Source organism: Nitrosomonas sp. Nm132 (assembly GCF_900100485.1).
Lineage (GTDB): Bacteria > Pseudomonadota > Gammaproteobacteria > Burkholderiales > Nitrosomonadaceae > Nitrosomonas.
Genome location: NZ_FNDH01000016.1, coordinates 26,433 through 44,531 on the forward strand (window position 1 = coordinate 26,433; position 18,099 = coordinate 44,531).

At 43.3% G+C, this 18,099-nt stretch carries 15 protein-coding genes and 2 pseudogenes; 7 read left to right on the forward strand and 10 right to left on the reverse strand.

Going from position 1 to position 18,099, the window contains the following annotated elements; translation table 11 throughout:
- Nucleotides 1–54: 54 nt before the first annotated feature.
- Together BLP80_RS07780 and BLP80_RS07785 are read right to left on the reverse strand one after the other, a co-directional pair.
- The gene (locus BLP80_RS07780; protein ID WP_090541990.1) at nt 55–846 is read right to left on the reverse strand and encodes an inositol monophosphatase family protein; all 792 of its coding nucleotides are present in this window, start codon (nt 844–846) and stop codon (nt 55–57) included.
- Nucleotides 847–848: 2 nt separating this feature from the next.
- Nucleotides 849–1,406: a thioredoxin family protein gene (locus BLP80_RS07785; RefSeq protein ID WP_090541992.1), complete on the reverse strand. Its 558-nt coding sequence runs from the start codon at nt 1,404–1,406 to the stop codon at nt 849–851.
- A gap of 88 nt (nt 1,407–1,494) precedes the next feature.
- On the opposite strand from BLP80_RS07785, the gene BLP80_RS07790 reads away from it, so the two are divergent.
- From BLP80_RS07790 to BLP80_RS07815, 6 genes and pseudogenes are all read left to right on the forward strand, one after another.
- On the forward strand, nt 1,495–2,256 hold the full coding sequence (locus tag BLP80_RS07790) for a 16S rRNA (uracil(1498)-N(3))-methyltransferase (protein WP_090541994.1): 762 nt from the start codon (nt 1,495–1,497) through the stop codon (nt 2,254–2,256).
- A gap of 149 nt (nt 2,257–2,405) precedes the next feature.
- Entirely contained in the window at nt 2,406–3,740 is a 1,335-nt protein-coding gene (gene argA, locus BLP80_RS07795) for an amino-acid N-acetyltransferase (protein ID WP_090541996.1), read from the forward strand.
- A gap of 278 nt (nt 3,741–4,018) precedes the next feature.
- Nucleotides 4,019–4,291: an oxidative damage protection protein gene (locus BLP80_RS07800; RefSeq protein WP_090541998.1), complete on the forward strand. Its 273-nt coding sequence runs from the start codon at nt 4,019–4,021 to the stop codon at nt 4,289–4,291.
- A gap of 72 nt (nt 4,292–4,363) precedes the next feature.
- On the forward strand, nt 4,364–6,463 hold the full coding sequence (ppk1, locus tag BLP80_RS07805; protein ID WP_090542000.1) for a polyphosphate kinase 1: 2,100 nt from the start codon (nt 4,364–4,366) through the stop codon (nt 6,461–6,463).
- A 5-nt stretch (nt 6,464–6,468) separates the two neighbouring features.
- Nucleotides 6,469–8,028, forward strand: coding sequence for a CYTH and CHAD domain-containing protein (locus BLP80_RS07810; protein WP_090542002.1), 1,560 nt, complete (start codon nt 6,469–6,471; stop codon nt 8,026–8,028).
- Between the two features lie 69 nt (nt 8,029–8,097).
- A pseudogene (locus BLP80_RS07815) lies at nt 8,098–8,423 on the forward strand (transposase); the annotation flags it as partial.
- An 89-nt stretch (nt 8,424–8,512) separates the two neighbouring features.
- Here BLP80_RS07815 and BLP80_RS15640 read toward each other — a convergent pair.
- Entirely contained in the window at nt 8,513–8,716 is a 204-nt protein-coding gene (locus BLP80_RS15640; protein ID WP_176754309.1) for a hypothetical protein, read from the reverse strand.
- Between the two features lie 181 nt (nt 8,717–8,897).
- Between BLP80_RS15640 and BLP80_RS07820 the strand changes: the two are divergent.
- A pseudogene (locus BLP80_RS07820) lies at nt 8,898–9,035 on the forward strand (IS3 family transposase); the annotation flags it as partial.
- Nucleotides 9,036–9,054: 19 nt separating this feature from the next.
- On the opposite strand, the gene BLP80_RS15645 reads toward BLP80_RS07820, so the two are convergent.
- From BLP80_RS15645 to BLP80_RS07850, 7 genes are all read right to left on the reverse strand, one after another.
- Nucleotides 9,055–9,204, reverse strand: coding sequence for a hypothetical protein (locus BLP80_RS15645; RefSeq protein WP_176754313.1), 150 nt, complete (start codon nt 9,202–9,204; stop codon nt 9,055–9,057).
- 222 nt (nt 9,205–9,426) lie between these two features.
- Complete coding sequence (gene fba / locus BLP80_RS07825) at nt 9,427–10,491, reverse strand: class II fructose-bisphosphate aldolase (protein ID WP_090542005.1); 1,065 nt, start codon at nt 10,489–10,491, stop codon at nt 9,427–9,429.
- 129 nt (nt 10,492–10,620) lie between these two features.
- Nucleotides 10,621–12,102 (reverse strand): pyruvate kinase, encoded by a 1,482-nt coding sequence (gene pyk / locus BLP80_RS07830; RefSeq protein WP_090542006.1) that lies wholly within the window; start codon nt 12,100–12,102, stop codon nt 10,621–10,623.
- A gap of 26 nt (nt 12,103–12,128) precedes the next feature.
- The gene (locus BLP80_RS07835; RefSeq protein WP_090542008.1) at nt 12,129–13,307 is read right to left on the reverse strand and encodes a phosphoglycerate kinase; all 1,179 of its coding nucleotides are present in this window, start codon (nt 13,305–13,307) and stop codon (nt 12,129–12,131) included.
- 221 nt (nt 13,308–13,528) lie between these two features.
- Nucleotides 13,529–14,530 carry a type I glyceraldehyde-3-phosphate dehydrogenase gene (gap, locus tag BLP80_RS07840; RefSeq protein WP_090542011.1) on the reverse strand — a complete coding sequence of 334 codons (1,002 nt, stop codon included), beginning with the start codon at nt 14,528–14,530 and terminating at the stop codon, nt 13,529–13,531.
- 68 nt (nt 14,531–14,598) lie between these two features.
- Nucleotides 14,599–16,614, reverse strand: coding sequence for a transketolase (gene tkt / locus BLP80_RS07845; protein ID WP_090542013.1), 2,016 nt, complete (start codon nt 16,612–16,614; stop codon nt 14,599–14,601).
- 159 nt (nt 16,615–16,773) lie between these two features.
- Nucleotides 16,774–18,036 (reverse strand): sigma-54-dependent transcriptional regulator, encoded by a 1,263-nt coding sequence (locus tag BLP80_RS07850; protein WP_090542015.1) that lies wholly within the window; start codon nt 18,034–18,036, stop codon nt 16,774–16,776.
- Nucleotides 18,037–18,099: the final 63 nt, after the last annotated feature.

Genomic DNA, 18,099 nt, shown 5'->3' on the forward strand with positions numbered 1-18,099 from the left:
TTTCTGGAATAAATATATTAGAAAGCTTGCAAAAGCATCTTACAGCGCAGCAATCTAACCATTTTGATAATGTGCCCTCACCCAGTCGCGCCATTGTATAAACAATGCGGGGTCAAGCGCAGCAATCACGGAGCGTCGCCACGGCGATCCTGCCCAATAATCATCCTGATCAAAGCTACACATGGATCCGCCCGCTTCTTCCAGAATCAGGCAACCGGCAGCATAATCCCAAGGCTTTTGGCCGCCATGTAGATATAGGTCAAAGTAACCTGCGGCGGTATAGCACCATTCCAAAGCACAAGCACCATAGTTACGCTGTGAAGCATAGGGAGGATAAGCCGCTATTTTCTCAGCCAGCTTACGATCTAAACGCTTAAAATCAACATTTGCTATTGCACTTCGTAAACTTATCTCACGCTTTTTTATTGGTAATGCAACCCCATTTAAATACGCGCCCTTGCCTTTTTCGGCATAAAACAATTCTTTGGTAACAGGATTATAGATAACGCCCAGGACACTCCTGCCCTTGCGCATCAGTGCGACAGAAACCCCAAAATAGGGGAGGCCATTAAAAAAATTGGAAGTGCCATCAATTGGATCAACGTTCCAGAGCCCAGCATCGCCCGCTTCCCACTGGACGAGCTGTTGCTGCTCAGACATCTCCTCACCCATTATGGCGGCAGGGTAAAGTTTTTGCAGCTTGCTCAGCAAACTTTCCTGCGCTGCTAAATCGGCCTCGGTATAAAAGCTGCCATCTACTTTATGTTGGCGCGTAACTTGCATATATCGCGGCATAATTTCTTCCTGTGCAACTTCCTTCACCGCAGCGATAACTTGTTCCAGCATGTTCAGTCAGCCCGCCATTTAATCGAACACCCAATGCTGGGTATTTGATCCTTTGGCCCCTGTCCTGTTCGAGCAACTTGCACCATCGCTTCAAACAAATCACGGCGAACGTCGACAGGTGCTGCTTCCTTGCGGGATGCATCCAATCGCCCGCGGTACTGTAATTCCAATTGGCCATTGAAGCCAAAAAAATCTGGCGTACACACTGCGCCGTAAGCTTTTGCAATTTGTTGAGTTTCATCCCACACGTAGGGAAAGGGATAATCAAACTCCTTAGCTATTTTGACCATATTGTCAAAAGAATCTTCAGGATAATCCATAGGATCATTCGACATGATCGCAATTGCGCCTATTCCATATGCAGCCAACTCTTTTACATCGCGAATAATACGTTCACGGATTGCTTTCACATACGGACAATGATTACAAATAAACATCACCAATAGTCCATTTTCCCTTCTTGCAGAAGCTAGGTTATAACGTTCCCCATTCACTCCGGGCAAATCAAAATCGATTGCTTTCCAGCCAAAATCACAAATAGGCGTTTCAAGACTTGCCATATTTTTCTCCTCATCGAAGGTCTTATTTATCTTTGATATATTATCATGGATGGAACTGTAACCAGCCTTCTCTCGGACCATCACTACTATGACTGCACGTTTTTACTATCCTGATCGCATGATTCCGGGTCAAATTGTCACATTGCCCACAAGCACTAGTCATCATGTCGCATGTGTTCTACGGCTTAAACAAGGTGACAAAATAACATTGTTTAACGGGGAAGGTGGAGAATTCTCAGGAATGATCAAATGCACTGATAAATCAAGAAATACTGTCATGATCTCACAATTTCATGAAATTGAACGTGAGTCACCACTTTCTATCAGCTTGGTTCAAGCTGTTTCCTCCAATGAAAAAATGGATTGGATCATACAAAAATCGGTTGAGCTAGGTGTCAACAGTATTCAGCCTGTTACAGCAAATCGCAGTGTTGTTCGACTTTCCAAAGAGCGCGCAAATAAACGGCTGCTACACTGGCAACAAGTGATTATTGCTGCTTGCGAACAATGTGGCAGAAACCGTATTCCGAAACTCTTACCGCTGCTGACATTATCAGATTGGTTTAGCCAACAGTTTGAAGATAAGCAAAGAAATATTGAAAATAGGCATGCTCATAATTTTTTGCTTTCAGTGACAGCAAATGAACGCCTATCCGGATTTCCGCTACCAATGACGGAAGCACCCCTAATATTGCTTGTCGGCCCTGAAGGGGGTTTTACAATAGAAGAAGAGAAAACAGCTTATGCTGCGGGGTTTGTTTCAATTTGCTTAGGCCAGCGCATCCTGCGAACAGAAAGCGCAGCGCTTGCCGCTATAGCGGCAATGCAGACTTTATGGGGAGATTATTAAATCGGTTGTTAGATTTACAGTTTGGGATAATTGTTTTTCTTGCGGAAAGCATGTTATGGAATTGCTGATTCTCCAATAAACTTCTGATGCCAACATACTCTCATGAAAAAGCTGATTGATCATCATATCCACAACATCATTATCTGAACATGACACGCAATACTGATTTTGTCACTTGGTTCCGTTCCGTTGCACCTTATATCAACGCATTTCGTGGTAAAACTTTTGTGATCGCATTTGGCGGTGAAGTCGTGGTCAATGAAAATTTTGTTGAACTGGTGCACGATTTCAATCTATTAGCAAGCCTTGGAATTCAATTGATTCTCGTGCATGGCGCGCGACCGCAAATTGAATCTCAATTGCAGCAACAGAACTTACAAGTCATGTATATAAATGGAATACGCGTGACAGATACTGCCACACTTCAGTGTGTTAAAGAATCAGTCGGGAAAGTTCGCGTCGAAATCGAAGCCTTGATGTCGATGGGGTTGCCTAATTCACCCATGGCCAATGCTACCATTCATGTTGCAAGCGGTAACTTCGTAACAGCCCGTCCCATCGGTATTCTTGAGGGTACTGATTTGATGTATACCGGAGAGGTACGGAAAATTAACACCTCGGTTATCCGCGCCCGACTGGAAAATGGGGAAATCGTTTTACTCTCGCCACTGGGCTACTCACCCACCGGTGAAATCTTTAATCTCACACTAGAAAATGTTGCAACCGAAGTCGCTATTGCCCTTCAAGCAGAAAAACTTATTTTTCTAATGAATCCACTTGGCATCATGCATGAGTCTACGGAACGAGGTGGCGCTTTATGGCGTGAATTGACTATTACGGAGGCAAAATCAGTACTGAGAAAATTTGCCGCACCAGTTGATTTAGCAGATGATATTCAGTTATACCTCCCATGCGCGGTACATGCTTGTGAGAATGGGGTAGCACGAGTTCATCTAATCAGCCGTCATATAGAGGGTGCTTTATTGCAAGAATTATTTAGCCACGAGGGTATCGGCAGTATGATTACGCAAGGTCCACTACAAACCATACGCGGCGCCCAGATAGAAGATATAGGCGGTATCCTGCAATTAATTGAACCACTGGAAAATGAAGGCGTACTGGTACGACGCAATCGTGAACTATTAGAAATCGAGATTGATCGCTTTACCGTTCTAGAGCACGATAACATGATTATTGCCTGTGCCGCCCTTTACCCATTTCCTGATGAGAATGCTTGCGAGTTGGCTTGCCTTGCAGTCCATCCACACTATCGCAGAACGGGTTGCGCCAGTAATTTACTTAAACATATTGAACACCAGGCCCAAGTGCGAGGCTACCTCAAATTATTCGTCCTGACAACGCGGACAGCCCATTGGTTTATTGAGCGGGGTTTTACGGAAACTACACCAGACAAACTGCCCAAAAGCAAACAGAATCTTTACAATTACCGGCGCCGCTCAAAAGTATTCATGAAGCAAATATAAATCTGGGGTAATAGCAAGAAGCAAGAATCAACGAAGTGCAGAATTCTCTGTTGAACAGTAGAGCTTTTCACAACCAGCCGAGGAAAATAGGATCAATAAAAATGCCAAAGTAATAACTGTCCTAAATCACTCTTTATCTCAAACCCATTACATCAAGATGAAAATGAATGTAATCCAGAGTGTTGCGTTACAATAGCACCTTGACAATCGTTTGTTTTTTATATGCCTTGCAATCGAGAATAATCCATTTTCCTTTATTGACCTGTTGGGAAAACTAAATGACAAGAATAGTAAAATGTATCAAGCTAAGGCGCGAAGCGGAAGGATTGGATTTACCCACCTTCCCAGGTGAGTTGGGAAAGCGCATTTTTGAAAATGTATCTAAAGAAGCTTGGAATCAGTGGATTCAGCACCAAACTATGCTGGTTAACGAATATCGCCTGAATCTCGCCGATATCAAGGCACGCAAATATCTCACAGCACAAATGGAGGCTTATTTTTTTGGTGACGGCGCTGATCAGCCAACCGGTTATATCCCACCTGACAAGTAAGTTTATAATAAGAATACAGTACTCTACATTAATAGATACCGGATTACCGCCATAAAGCAAGACAAGCCGAAAATGCTAGATCCATCCGATATAAGTGATTTGACTAGCCCTACCCCATTTCTCAACCGGGAACTTAGTCAGATTGAGTTTAACCGACGTGTGCTTGCTCAGGCCGAAAACAAAGATACGCCATTATTGGAAAGATTACGATTCCTCTGCATCGTCAGCAGTAACTTCGATGAATTTTTTGAAGTTCGTGTTGCTGGGTTAAAAGAACAAATCAAATTGAATACACCTGGTTTTGGGTCAGATGGTATGCTGCCTCGCCAAACTTTCAAACTGGTTTCCGAAAAAACGCACCAAATTGTTTCGCAACAATATCAGTTACTCAATGAAAGCATTCTGCCGAAATTAGTACACCATGGTATTCGCTTCCTTCGTAGAAGTAACTGGAACGACCATCAACGCGAATGGATTAAAGCTTATTTCTTTCGTGAGCTTATGCCCATGTTAACACCGATTGGTCTAGATCCTTCCCACCCTTTCCCGCGGGTATTGAACAAAAGTCTTAATTTTGCGGTAGAGCTGGAAGGGAAAGATGCTTTTGGACGCAATTCTGGAATGGCAATAGTTCAGGCGCCACGAATTCTTCCTCGTATCATACGACTTCCCAATGAAGTCAGCACTGAAGAATATAGTTTTATATTTTTATCTTCGATTCTCCATGCACACGTAAGCGAATTGTTTGTCGGCATGCAAGCGATTGGCTGTTTTCAATTTCGCGTCACCCGTAATAGTGATCTGTTCGTTGATGAAGAGGAAATCAAAGATTTGCGCATTGCCTTGGAGGGTGAATTACCTCAACGCCATCTTGGTAATGCTGTACGACTCGAAGTGGCAGATAACTGTCCACCGCACATGTCCGAATTTTTGCTCGGTCAGTTTGGCCTTACTCAAGATGATTTATATCAGGTCAATGGGCCAGTCAATCTGGTACGTCTTATGCAAGTTCCGGACCAAATTGATCGTCCAGAATTAAAATTTCCTCTATTCATTCCAGGCCTACCTTTTTCCACCCAGAAAAAGAAAACCTCAGATATTTTCCAGATGATTCGCAAGAACGATATTTTATTGCATCATCCATATCAATCATTCCAGCCTGTTATACAGTTTATCCAGCAAGCATCAGTAGATCCAGATGTCGTCGCTGTCAAACAAACAGTTTATCGAACAGGTTCAGATTCTACTGTGATGGAAGCACTTATAGCCGCAGCCAGTCGAGGAAAGGAAGTTACGGTAGTTGTCGAGCTGCTGGCTCGATTTGATGAAGAAGCCAATATTAATTGGGCCAGTCGACTCGAAGAAGTGGGTGCTCATGTTGTTTATGGTGTTGTCGGTCACAAGACTCACTCCAAGATGGCAATGGTTGTGCGACGTGAAGAAGGCAAACTACGTCGTTATGTACATCTCAGTACAGGTAATTATCATCCTGGAACGGCCCGACTCTATACTGATTTCGGATTACTTACTTACCATGAAGAAATCTGCGCCGATGTCAATGAAGTTTTTTTGCAACTGACTAGTCTTGGGAAGGCCAGTAAATTGAAGCATCTATGGCAATCCCCTTTTACTCTTCATAGTCAAATTCTAAATGCTATTAGAAATGAAATGGAGAATGCCAAAGCAGGTAAACCCGCTGGAATCATTGCCAAAATGAATGCACTGCTAGAACCCAATATCATTCAAGCATTATATGCTGCCTCTCAAGCCGGCGTAAAAATCCAACTCATCACACGAGGTGCATGCGCTTTACGACCCGGGGTACCCGGTATGTCAGAAAACATTAAAGTACGTTCTATCATTGGGCGCTTTCTTGAACATACACGCATTTTTTATTTCCGTAACAATAATTATCACAATGTTTATTTATCCAGCGCTGACTGGATGGATCGTAATTTCTTTCGTCGAATTGAAATCTGTTTCCCAGTGCTGGATCCACGCCTGAAAAAGCGTGTAATCTCCGAAGGCCTAAATCCTTATCTCAGAGATAATGCCCAAGCTTGGGAAATGGATGCCAATGGCCGTTATAAATGTAAATCTGTTCGACCTAGCCGGCGTTTCAGTGCTCAAGAAGCATTGCTTACAAAACTAGCGGCAGCAAAACAAAGCTAAAATTGATGGACCGAACGATGCCTAAAGAAATCGAACTCAAGCTAACGCTACCCGCTAACTGTATTAAATACTTGCATCATTTACCGCTACTTGACGCTTTGAGCATTTCCAAGCCCACCAAACAAAAGCTTCATACGATTTACTACGACACACCGGATTTAGCTTTAAAAAAACAGCATTGTGCACTACGCCTACGTCGAATTGGAAAACATTGGATACAGACCATCAAAACAGAAGGCAGTGTCGCATCCGGACTGCATGAACGCGACGAATGGGAAGTGGCTGTTACCACAAATCAGCTTGATTTCACTCGGTTAAGTGACCCTAAACTGATCAAATTATTGAGTCACTCTAATTTAAGTAAACAGCTACAGCAGATATTCATTACAGAATTTACTCGCTATACACGTATTCTGCAAATGAGTGATGGTAGTCAAATCGAGTTCTGCCTTGATCATGGCAAAATCAGCGTAGACCACACAAAGAAGCCCTTCACTGAAGTCGAGCTTGAATTGAAATCGGGCAAACCAGTCCAATTATTTCAGCTTGCGCTTGCACTTGAGCAGGCACTTCCATTTCCAGTCAGGCTGGAGAATATAAGTAAAGCTGAGCGCGGCTATGTACTTTATACAGGACAGAATATCCCTCCCGTTAAAGCCTTGCCTGTTGTGCTTAAGGCTGATATGGATCTAGTCACGGTATTTATCCTAATCGCACGGAATTGCCTTGATCAGTTGACCAGGAATGAACATGGTGTATTGGCAGGTAACGATATCGAATATCTCCATCAAATGCGTGTTGCGCTACGCCGGCTCCGCTCTGCATTTGATGTTTTTTCCCCTGTTATCGTAAATAAAGCGCCTATCGTACATGAGCTTAAGTGGTTAACTCGCCAACTAAACCCAGCACGTAATTGGGATGTTTTTGTTACGGAACAAATTTCCCAAGTTCATCACATTTTTGCAGAACATGCAGGTATAACTGCGCTCATAAAAACGTGTGAAATATTACGCAAAGAACACAATAAAACCGCACGCAATAGTATCAGATCGAAACGTTATACAGAATTGATACTGGAACTGAATTTATGGCTTGATGAGATGCTCGAACATTCAATTCGATCGCATAGTTTAAAGAACACGACTAAGATGGCATTAAGCGAATTTGCGGGATCCTTGCTGACAAATCATCATCAGAAAATCCTTGGGGTTGGAAAAGAAATTGAAAAACTTGATGCAACATCACTCCACGCGCTCCGCATTAGCATAAAGAAACAACGTTATGCTATGGAATTTTTTCAAACCCTCTATTCACCGGAAAAAGTTAAAAAATATATTCGCTCACTATCCGAGCTACAAGATATTCTTGGCGCCATTAATGACAGTGCAAATACCCAGAAGCTTCTTGAAGAAATTCCGAGTTCGAAGACAAAGGCATTAATGTCACGAGAAGCTATTGGTATCATTGTGGGATGGAATAGGCTGCATCTAGAACAGAAAAAAGAGGAGCTTAAGCGTACCTTGCTACCTTTCTATGATACGCCCCTTCTCTGGGAAGTTTATTGAGATACGATGACATGATCTAATAGATCCGGATATTCCAGTTAAGAGAAAATAGTCTTAACTGGAGGAAAAATGATAACAACGAAGCAGTACACAAAAGAATTCAAGCTAGATGCAACCAGCCTGGTTCTGGACCAGGGATATACGATAACAGAAGCAGCCCGAAGCCTAGAAATTAACGCCAACATGCTCAGGCGATGGATCAAGGAATATTAGGTAGATGATGATGGGCAAGCATTCCGTGGTAATGGAAATCTGACGTCGGAACAAGAAGAAATCCGACATCTGAAAGTACAGATCAGGCAACTCAAGCTGGAGAGACAGATATTAAAGGAGGCAACGGTCTTCTTCGCGAAAGAAATGAAGTGAAATATTCGTTCATTACCCAAAAGAATGAAGAAGAAGACCTGCCCAGTTGGCCGTTGGAGAGCCCGGAGCCTGATACGGGAAGCCGGAGTGCACGTAAAATATCGGAATAAATATAACTCTACTTTAGACATTCACCCTCCGCCCTTGCGTTGCCTGAACGGTGACACAAACTGGGAATGAAACGAATGAAACTGATACCGCTTCTTGCTGCTGACGGTGCTGCTACACCCGCAATCTGGGGTCGCCACGCTGTTCTGGGCAAGTGAATATCGAGGACTTTCGGTTGAAGCCGTCCCTGAAAACAAGTAAAGTAAAATTCCATGCGCAGCCACTGCTTCTTAAACAAGAATAGTGCTAGTGGATCGTTCCAGTAAAACCATTACCGTTCTCTGTGAGCTTGTCAAACCGCTAAGCAACTGACATCGGCCCTCGACAGGCTCAGGCCGAACGGCGTTTTCTGTAACCGTTATGCTGGAACGGTCTACTAGTGGCAACACTACCAAACCCGCAGTGCGGCGCAGCAAGATGTATTGCAGTATATTGCTGTGTTTTATAACAGCCACCGGCTGCATTCATACTCGGGATACAAAAGCCCCAATCAATATGAAATAGAAGCAGTAAAAATGATAAAAGTTACTTAACTGGGGTGTCTAGAATTAGTTAACCACGCCACGCCATGATTTCACTAAGACACAGCTCCCCTCGTCGCCGACGCGGCTTGGGCGACGATTCCAGCAAGCACTGCTCCAACCACGATTCAAACTCCTGGCGAAAGTCGTCAATCGCACAAAAAATCGCTATAGTATCCATCGGAATCTGACTCCTCTAGTGATGAAGCTCTTTCCCAAAATTGTTTCATCATAAGAAATTACGATTCCTTTTACAGCTTTTCTTACGTCGAACTTCACGTTATTCTACTTTCTTATATAAACAAGATTGAAGAAGCGTAGCAAAAAGTAAGACTGCTGGATACGCTGAGAATAATCAACCCAATTTCCAGCAGCCGTTTTATACCCTCTTGCTTAAGAGTGTTTAGGTAATAATAGGATTTAATTCACCTTTTGCATATTTAGTAGCCATTTCATCTAGCATGATCGGTTTAATTTTACTTGCCTGCCCTGCGCTACCAAATGCTTCAAACCGTGCTTTACAAATTTCCTTAGCGGCTACGGTAGCATCCTTCAGGAATTTTCTAGGATCAAACTCACTCTTGTTCTTAGCTAAGTGCCGACGAATTGCTCCGGTCATAGCTAATCGAATATCCGTATCGATATTAACCTTACGCACACCGTTTTTGATACCTTCTTGAATTTCCTCTACAGGCACACCGTAAGTTTCTTTCATTTCGCCACCATATTCACGGATGATTTCAAGCCACTCTTGAGGAACAGAACTGGAGCCATGCATCACTAAATGTGTATTAGGGATTCTTTTATGGATTTCTTTGATCCGTTCAATAGCCAAAATATCGCCCGTTGGTTTCCGTGTAAATTTGTAAGCACCATGGGATGTGCCAATTGCAATGGCAAGGGCATCCACGCCAGTTTTTTCCACAAAATCGGCTGCTTGCTCAGGATCGGTGAGTAATTGATCATGAGATAACACACCTTCAGCTCCATGGCCATCCTCCGCTTCTCCCATTCCAGACTCAAGCGATCCAAGACAACCCAACTCGCCTTCAACAGAGACACCAACCGCATGAGCCATGGCGACAACTCTAGCGGTAACATCAACGTTATATTCATAGGATGAGGGTGTTTTGGCATCCTCTTCAAGGGAGCCATCCATCATGACACTGGAAAAGCCGCTACGAATTGCGTTTACACATACCGCAGGTGAAGCACCATGGTCTTGGTGCATCACAACAGGAATATGTGGATAGGCTTCCACAGCTGCTGCAATCAAATGACGCAAAAAAGGCTCTCCGGCATATTTACGCGCTCCGGCTGAGCCTTGCATGATCACCGGGCTATTGCATTCGTCAGCTGCCTGCATAATCGCGTGAATTTGCTCGAGATTGTTTACATTAAATGCAGGTAATCCATATCCATTTTCTGCTGCATGGTCTAAGAGTTGTCGCAATGATACAAGTGCCATTTAGGTCTCCTTCATTTGAAATTTTGTATCAGATTTATCATAAAAAATTAGAATTGATAATAGGAATCCGTATCGAAGTAAATAGAATTCCTGGCTTATAAATTAGGATCTACCTTGAAATAAGAGGCATTAGCAATTTATTGAAGTTGGAGCTACCTCAATACTTTCCATGTTTATTGGTTTCCCATTGTCGCCTACTCGAACAATTTTCATGGTATTGGTACCCCCTGCTTTGCCAACAGGCTCTCCTATTGTCATGACAATCAAATCACCATCACGCACAGCTCCGCGCTTAAATAACTCATCTTCTGCCAAATCTAGAATAACCTCTGGATCAAATAGGCCCTGACCAAATTCTATGGGATAAACCCCACGAAACAGAGTCATTTTACCAAGTGTATCCTCTTGCGGACTTAAGGCAAATATGGGTACTTTTGAGCTTCTCCGTGACATTAACAGTGCAGTTACTCCACTCTGAGTAAGTGCTGCAATCGCGCGAATTTTAAGACTGCTGGCAGTATACATCGTTGCACGAGCAATGGCCTCTTCAATACTAACCGGCTGAATTTCTAGCGAACGTTGCAAGCTCTGATTTACTGTGTATTCTTTTTCTGCTTCAAGACAAACTCTTGCCATGGCTTCTACCGATTCAACAGGATATTGCCCTGCAGCAGATTCGGCAGACAACATAACAGCATCAGTTCCATCCAATACCGCGTTAGCTACATCTGATACCTCTGCACGAGTTGGAATGGGGTTAATGATCATTGATTCCATCATCTGTGTTGCAGTCACAACAAGTTTATTTTTAGTGCGAGCAGAACGTATCATGCGCTTTTGCAATGCTGGCACTGTAGCATCTCCCACTTCAACAGCCAGATCACCACGAGCAACCATGATTGCATCCGATGCATCCAAAATATCGTCTAATGCGAGAATGGCTTCGGAGCGCTCAATCTTTGCCATGATCAGACTATTGCCTCCAGCCTCTTGCATTAAAGAACGCGCTTGACGTATATCCTCACCAGTGCGAGGAAAAGATACCGCCAAATAATCCGCTTTCAATGCTGCAGCAGTTTTGATATCTTGCATGTCCTTATTTGTCAGGGCAGGCGCACTCAGTCCACCACCTTTTCGATTAATACCTTTATTATTCGATAGCACACCTCCTTGCTTGACTTGGCAATATATTTCACTTCCCATTACCTTGGTAACATTAAGAACAATACGACCATCATCTAACAATAATGTCGCACCGGCCTCTACGTCATTAGGTAGCTCTTTGTAGTCAAGCCCTACTCTTTCCTCATTACCTAATTCACACTTGGCATCAAGTATGAATTCATCACCTACTTTGAGCCAGATCTTCCCATGGTCAAATTTACCAATACGTATTTTAGGCCCTTGCAAATCGGCTAATATTCCAATTGTACGACCAGTAGCGCGTGCAAGGGCACGAGTGAGATCAGCATGAGCTATATGCTCTTCGCGAGTACCGTGTGAAAAATTTATTCTCACAACATCAACGCCTGCCAGAATCATGTGCCGCAGAATCGTAGGATCGCTACAAGCAGGCCCCAGCGTAGCAACAATTTTTGTTCTTCTAATCATTCCTAAAAGAATTTTCAGATTAGTTCTTAACGTCCACGCAATTCGAGAATTTCAACTGCCGGGAGTTTTTTCCCTTCTAGAAATTCAAGAAAAGCTCCCCCTGCCGTCGATATATATGACACTTTGTCGTATATATCATATTTCTGGATTGCAGCTATAGTATCGCCCCCCCCAGCCAAGGTAAAAGCTTTGGTGTCAGCAATTGCTTTTGCAATGGTATATGTGCCCTCTCCAAACTGATCAAACTCAAACACGCCCACGGGTCCATTCCAAACGACTGTGCCTGCCTTCATTATAATATCAGCCAATTCTTGAGCGCTTTTTGGTCCAATATCGAAAATCATGTCATCATCCGATACTGCATCTGCATCTTTTACCACCGCAGGCTCATTTGCATCGAATTTCTTGCCAACCACAACATCTACAGCGATCGGAATCATCGCATCACGATGCTTCATTTTATCCATCAATATCTTCGCAGTGGAAACCAAATCATCTTCGCACAAAGATTTACCAATATTTTTTCCCGCAGCCTTAAGGAATGTATTAGCAATCCCACCACCTACCACCAGCTGATCTACTTTCTCAGATAGTGATTCAAGCACAGTCAGTTTGGTTGATACTTTGGAGCCTCCAACAATCGCAACCATAGGTCGTGCTGGATTATGTAAAGCTTTAGTCAAGGCATCTAATTCTTCTGTCAATAGAATACCTGCACATGCAATCGGAGCATATTTTGCAATCCCATGAGTCGATGCTTCAGCACGATGCGCAGTACCAAAAGCATCCATTACAAATATGTCACATAACTTAGCATAGTTCTGTGCAGTCGCATCGTCGTTCTTTTTCTCACCCTTGTTAATACGGCAATTCTCTAGAACGACCAACTCACCCTGCGCAACTTCAAACCCACCATTCGCCCAATCCCTGATTAAACGTACCGGCTTACCTAAACGTTCCGCAATATTATCGGCAACGGGCTTGAGCGAATTCTCTTCACTCCAGACACCTTCTTCCGGTCGGCCCAAGTGAGAAGTTACCATGACTTTCGCGTCACGATCTAAACAATATTTAATAGTGGCCATAGATGCTGTAATGCGCGCATCCGATGTAACTTTACCATCTTTAATGGGCACATTTAGATCAGCACGAATAAAGACACGCTTGTCTTTCAGATCAAGATCAGTGAGTTTGATAACAGACACATTAACTCCAATATAGACACTAAATATTAATAAGAATAGTTTGCAATCTTGATTGACTGCTGGCTAACTCAAAGAGATAAACCTATCTACTATGATGTAAGCATTAGATAACCCCGAGTAAAATCATAATCACCTTTTGTTAATATCTGATTATGATGTTTTAACCTCTAGGCTTTTTACTCGAAGTAAATCTTATGCTCTTATTCAGATTCTTTACGGACTTACTTGCTAGCAATAACGCGAGCCATCTCTAATACTTTACAGGAGTATCCCCATTCATTATCGTACCAAGCAACGACTTTAACAAAGTTTTTGTCTAATGATATGCCTGCCTCAGCATCAAAAACAGAAGTACAGCTTTCACCACGGAAGTCAGTAGATACTACTTTGTCGGCGGTATAACCGAGTACGCCTTTCAGCGTGCCTTCCGATGCAGATTTCATGACATTACAGATCTCCTCGTAAGTGGCATCTTTATTTAATTCTACGGTAAGATCCACAACAGAAACATCAGAAGTTGGCACCCTAAAGGCCATACCAGTGAGCTTCTTGTTCAATTCAGGAATAACCGCGCCAACTGCCTTCGCCGCTCCTGTAGAGGAAGGAATGATATTTTCAAGAATTCCTCGACCTCCTCGCCAATCCTTATTAGAAGGGCCATCCACTGTTTTTTGAGTAGCCGTTGCAGCATGAACAGTAGTCATTAAACCACGTTTGATTCCCCAAGTATCATTCAATACTTTAGCAATTGGAGCGAGACAGTTGGTTGTACAAGACGCATTGGAAACGATGGCTTGCCCATTGTAGGATTTATCATTAACGCCATATACAAACATTGGTGTATCGTCTTTAGATGGTGCGGTCATAATGACCTTTTTGGCACCAGCCGCAAGATGCTTTTCACAAGTTTCTTTAGTGAGAAAAAGCCCCGTCGCTTCCACCACCACATCAACACCGACCTCATTCCATTTTAACTCAGCAGGATCTTTAATAGCAGTTAGGCGTATCTTCTTGCCATTTACTACTAAAGTATTGCCCTCAACTGAAACACTCCCGTTAAAACGGCCATGCACCGAATCATGTGTCAGCATATAAGCCAAGTAATCAGGCTCAAGTAAATCGTTAATTGCAACCACATCGATATCGCTAAATTTTTCAATTGATGCACGAAACACCATTCGCCCGATACGACCAAACCCATTGATTCCTACTTTAATTGTCATTACACAGACTCCTTAAACAAAAAAACCATAACCAAGCACGCCTATTCTGTCTGAATAGGCAACACAATTTATAAAATTCTCTTTACAGCATTTACGACATTCTCAATAGTGAAACCAAAGTATTTAAACAACTCTTCGGCTGGAGCGGATTCTCCGAAAGTATCGATTCCAATGATTTCTCCTTCAAGACCGACGTATTTATACCAGTAATCTGTCACACCAGCTTCTACCGCAATACGTTTAATACCTTTTGGCAACACACTTTCCTGATATGTTTGGTCTTGGCGATCAAACAAGTTAGTGCATGGCATGGATACTACACGCACCTGGATACCTACCTCAGACAATGCTTTCTGCGCAGCCACGGCCAGCGCTATTTCTGATCCAGTCGCTATAATGATTGCTTGCGGTTTTCCATCCATAGCTTCGGATAGGATATAGGCTCCTTTATCGATCAGCTTAATAGTCGCCGCATCTCTTTTCTGGAAAGGTAAATTTTGACGGCTAAAAATAAGTGTCGTTGGTCCATCCTTGCGCTCAATTGCACGCGCCCAAGCCACAGTTGATTCAACCGTATCACATGGTCGCCATACATCCATATTGGGTATCAGGCGTAACGTTGCTGTTTGCTCTACCGGTTGATGTGTCGGACCATCCTCCCCCAAACCAATTGAATCATGAGTAAACACAAAAATGTTACGGATTTTCATTAAAGCCGCCATGCGCAAAGCATTGCGCGCATATTCCGAGAACATCAGGAACGTAGCCCCATAAGGAATAATACCGCCATGTAGCGACAAACCATTCATAATGGCACTCATACCAAATTCACGCACACCATAATAAATATAGTTTCCACCAGATTCTGCGCTTACACCACTTGAACCAGACCACAGCGTCAGATTAGAACCGGCTAAATCAGCTGACCCTCCTACCAGTTCAGGGAGGACTGGCGCTAATCCCTCGATCGCATTCTGCGATGCTTTTCTAGTCGCAATAGTCTCTCCCTTTGCGTTAACACGATTTATAACGCTGTCAGCATATTCAAACCAGTTAGCTGGTAATTCCCCGGTCATACGACGCTCAAATTCAGCTGCTTCTGCAGGATATTTCTTCCCATACTCTGCAAACTTATGATTCCATTCGCTCTCAAGTTTCTGACCTTTTGCACGTGCATCCCATGCATCGTAGACTTCCTGAGGAACCTCAAAGGGAAGATAATGCCAGCCAATATGAGGACGAGTAGCCGCGATTTCTTCGTCTCCTAATGCCGCACCATGGACTGCGTGTGTATTGGCTTTATTGGGCGATCCCATCCCAATGACAGTCTTGCAGCAAATCATAGAAGGTTTGCCTGAAACCTTTTTAGCGGCTTCAATAGCAGCTTCAATTGCATCTGGATCGTGACCATTTATATTAGGAACAACATGCCATCCATATGCCTCAAAGCGTTTAGGTGTGTCGTCAGTAAACCAGCCTTCTACATGTCCATCAATTGAAATACCGTTATCATCATAAAAACAAATGAGCTTACCCAGCCCTAATGTACCTGCCAGAGAACATGCCTCATGTGAAATACCTTCCATCAAACATCCATCACCAAGAAATACATAAGTATAGTGATTAACGATATCAAAGCCGGGGCGATTGAATTCATCCGCGAGAATCTTTTCTGCTAATGCCATGCCGACAGCATTGGTAATTCCTTGCCCCAGGGGACCTGTCGTTGTCTCTACTCCTGAAGTATAGCCATATTCTGGATGTCCAGGCGTTTTAGAATGAAGCTGTCGAAAATTTTTAATATCTTCTATTGACACATCATAGCCAGTCAAATGTAATAGCGCATAAAGCAGCATAGAGCCGTGCCCATTCGATAAAACGAAGCGATCACGGTCGACCCATTTGGGATTATTGGGACTATGACGCAAATGGTGAATCCAAAGTACTTCCGCAATTTCCGCCATACCCATAGGCATACCAGGGTGACCAGAATTAGCTTTTTGTACTGCATCCATGGCCAAAGCACGAATAGCACTCGTCAAATTCTTGAATACTGGCGCGTTAAAATCCTCAAATGCTCCCATCTACACTACTCCCAAAAAAATTCAAAAAACAAAACATCCATCTTCCGCGCCACATGACAACAAAAGTTGGCAAAAACCGCTATTATCACCTAAGACGAAGTGCTCTACAACATTGATTCATTGATACACGCAATCACACCTTCTTTGTGCTATATCAACTCAACTATTCTGGTTACGCAACTTAATACCCAGTGTTTTTATCTTACGATAAAGATGTGTACGCTCCAACCCTGCGCGCTCGGCAACACGCGTCATATTGCCACCTTCTTGATCAATCAATTTTTCGAAGTAATTTTTTTCAAATAAGTCTCGGGCTTCACGCAACGACACATTCAAAGGAATATCCGGAACAATTGATATCGCTGTCGGTAACGGGGGCGCTAAGGCTTGCTGGACAACTTCTGCTGAGATCTCATTACCGGCACAAGTTAAGGCGAGCGAGCGTACTACACTCGTCAATTGAGCCAGATTGCCAGGCCAATCATAATTACGCAATGTGTTCAATGCAGCTGTACTAAAGTGAATGAATGGCGCTTCGCCTGATTCAATGCAATTTGAAAGTATCTGATTAGCTAACTCAGGAATATCTTCACGGTGCATTCTTAATGATGGGACACTGATACAAAGACTGCTCAAAGTTTCATATAATTTAGGGTTATAAATACCTTGCGCGGTTAGTTCTGCCAAGGGCAAGGTCGTAGCACATACCAGACGCACATTATATTTTTCTAATTTACTCAAGAGCAGAAGTAATCCCTTTTGCTCCAATTTATTGAGCTCGCCAATTTCTCTTAAAAACAGCAGGCCATCCTTCGCTTGCTCAAGTAAATTTAGAGGGTTCTCTGCAAGAAAAGAAAATGATTCTGGCTCAACCCATGGCGTATTGATTCGATGTAAGAAATGAGCACAGTGCTCCATGCCCACACCTGGCTCACCCATCAGCAGCAGAGGCACTTTCAAGCTGGCAACTTGCTCTAGCTTCTTTTTTAATTCTGCAATCAAAGTTCCCCGACCCAGGCTTACCAGCGAAAAGGTCGGAATCGGTTTACTTTGACCACCGCGTAAAGCTTGTCCAATGGTGCTAAGCAACTTTTGTAATGGTATAGGTTTTTCCAGATACCCTACAGCTCCAATGCGCGTCGCCTCTACGGCAGTATCTATGGTGCCGTGCCCAGACATCATCACAACTGGCATGGTAAGTAATCCACTATTAGCCCAATCTTTAAGTAATGTTATGCCATCCGTATCCGGCATCCAGATATCCAATAGTACTAAATCTGGACGAGTCTGATTGCGCCAGCTGCGAGCCTGTTCTGCATTTTCCGCTAAAACAACTCGATATCCTTCGTCATTCAAGATTTCCGACAAGAGTTCGCGTATGCCAACTTCATCATCAACAACAAGAATCGTATTGTTGGCCATTATATGGTAATTTACCTCCAGAACTGGAATACAACTAATTGCTTTGCAGTAGCAGCAACATCA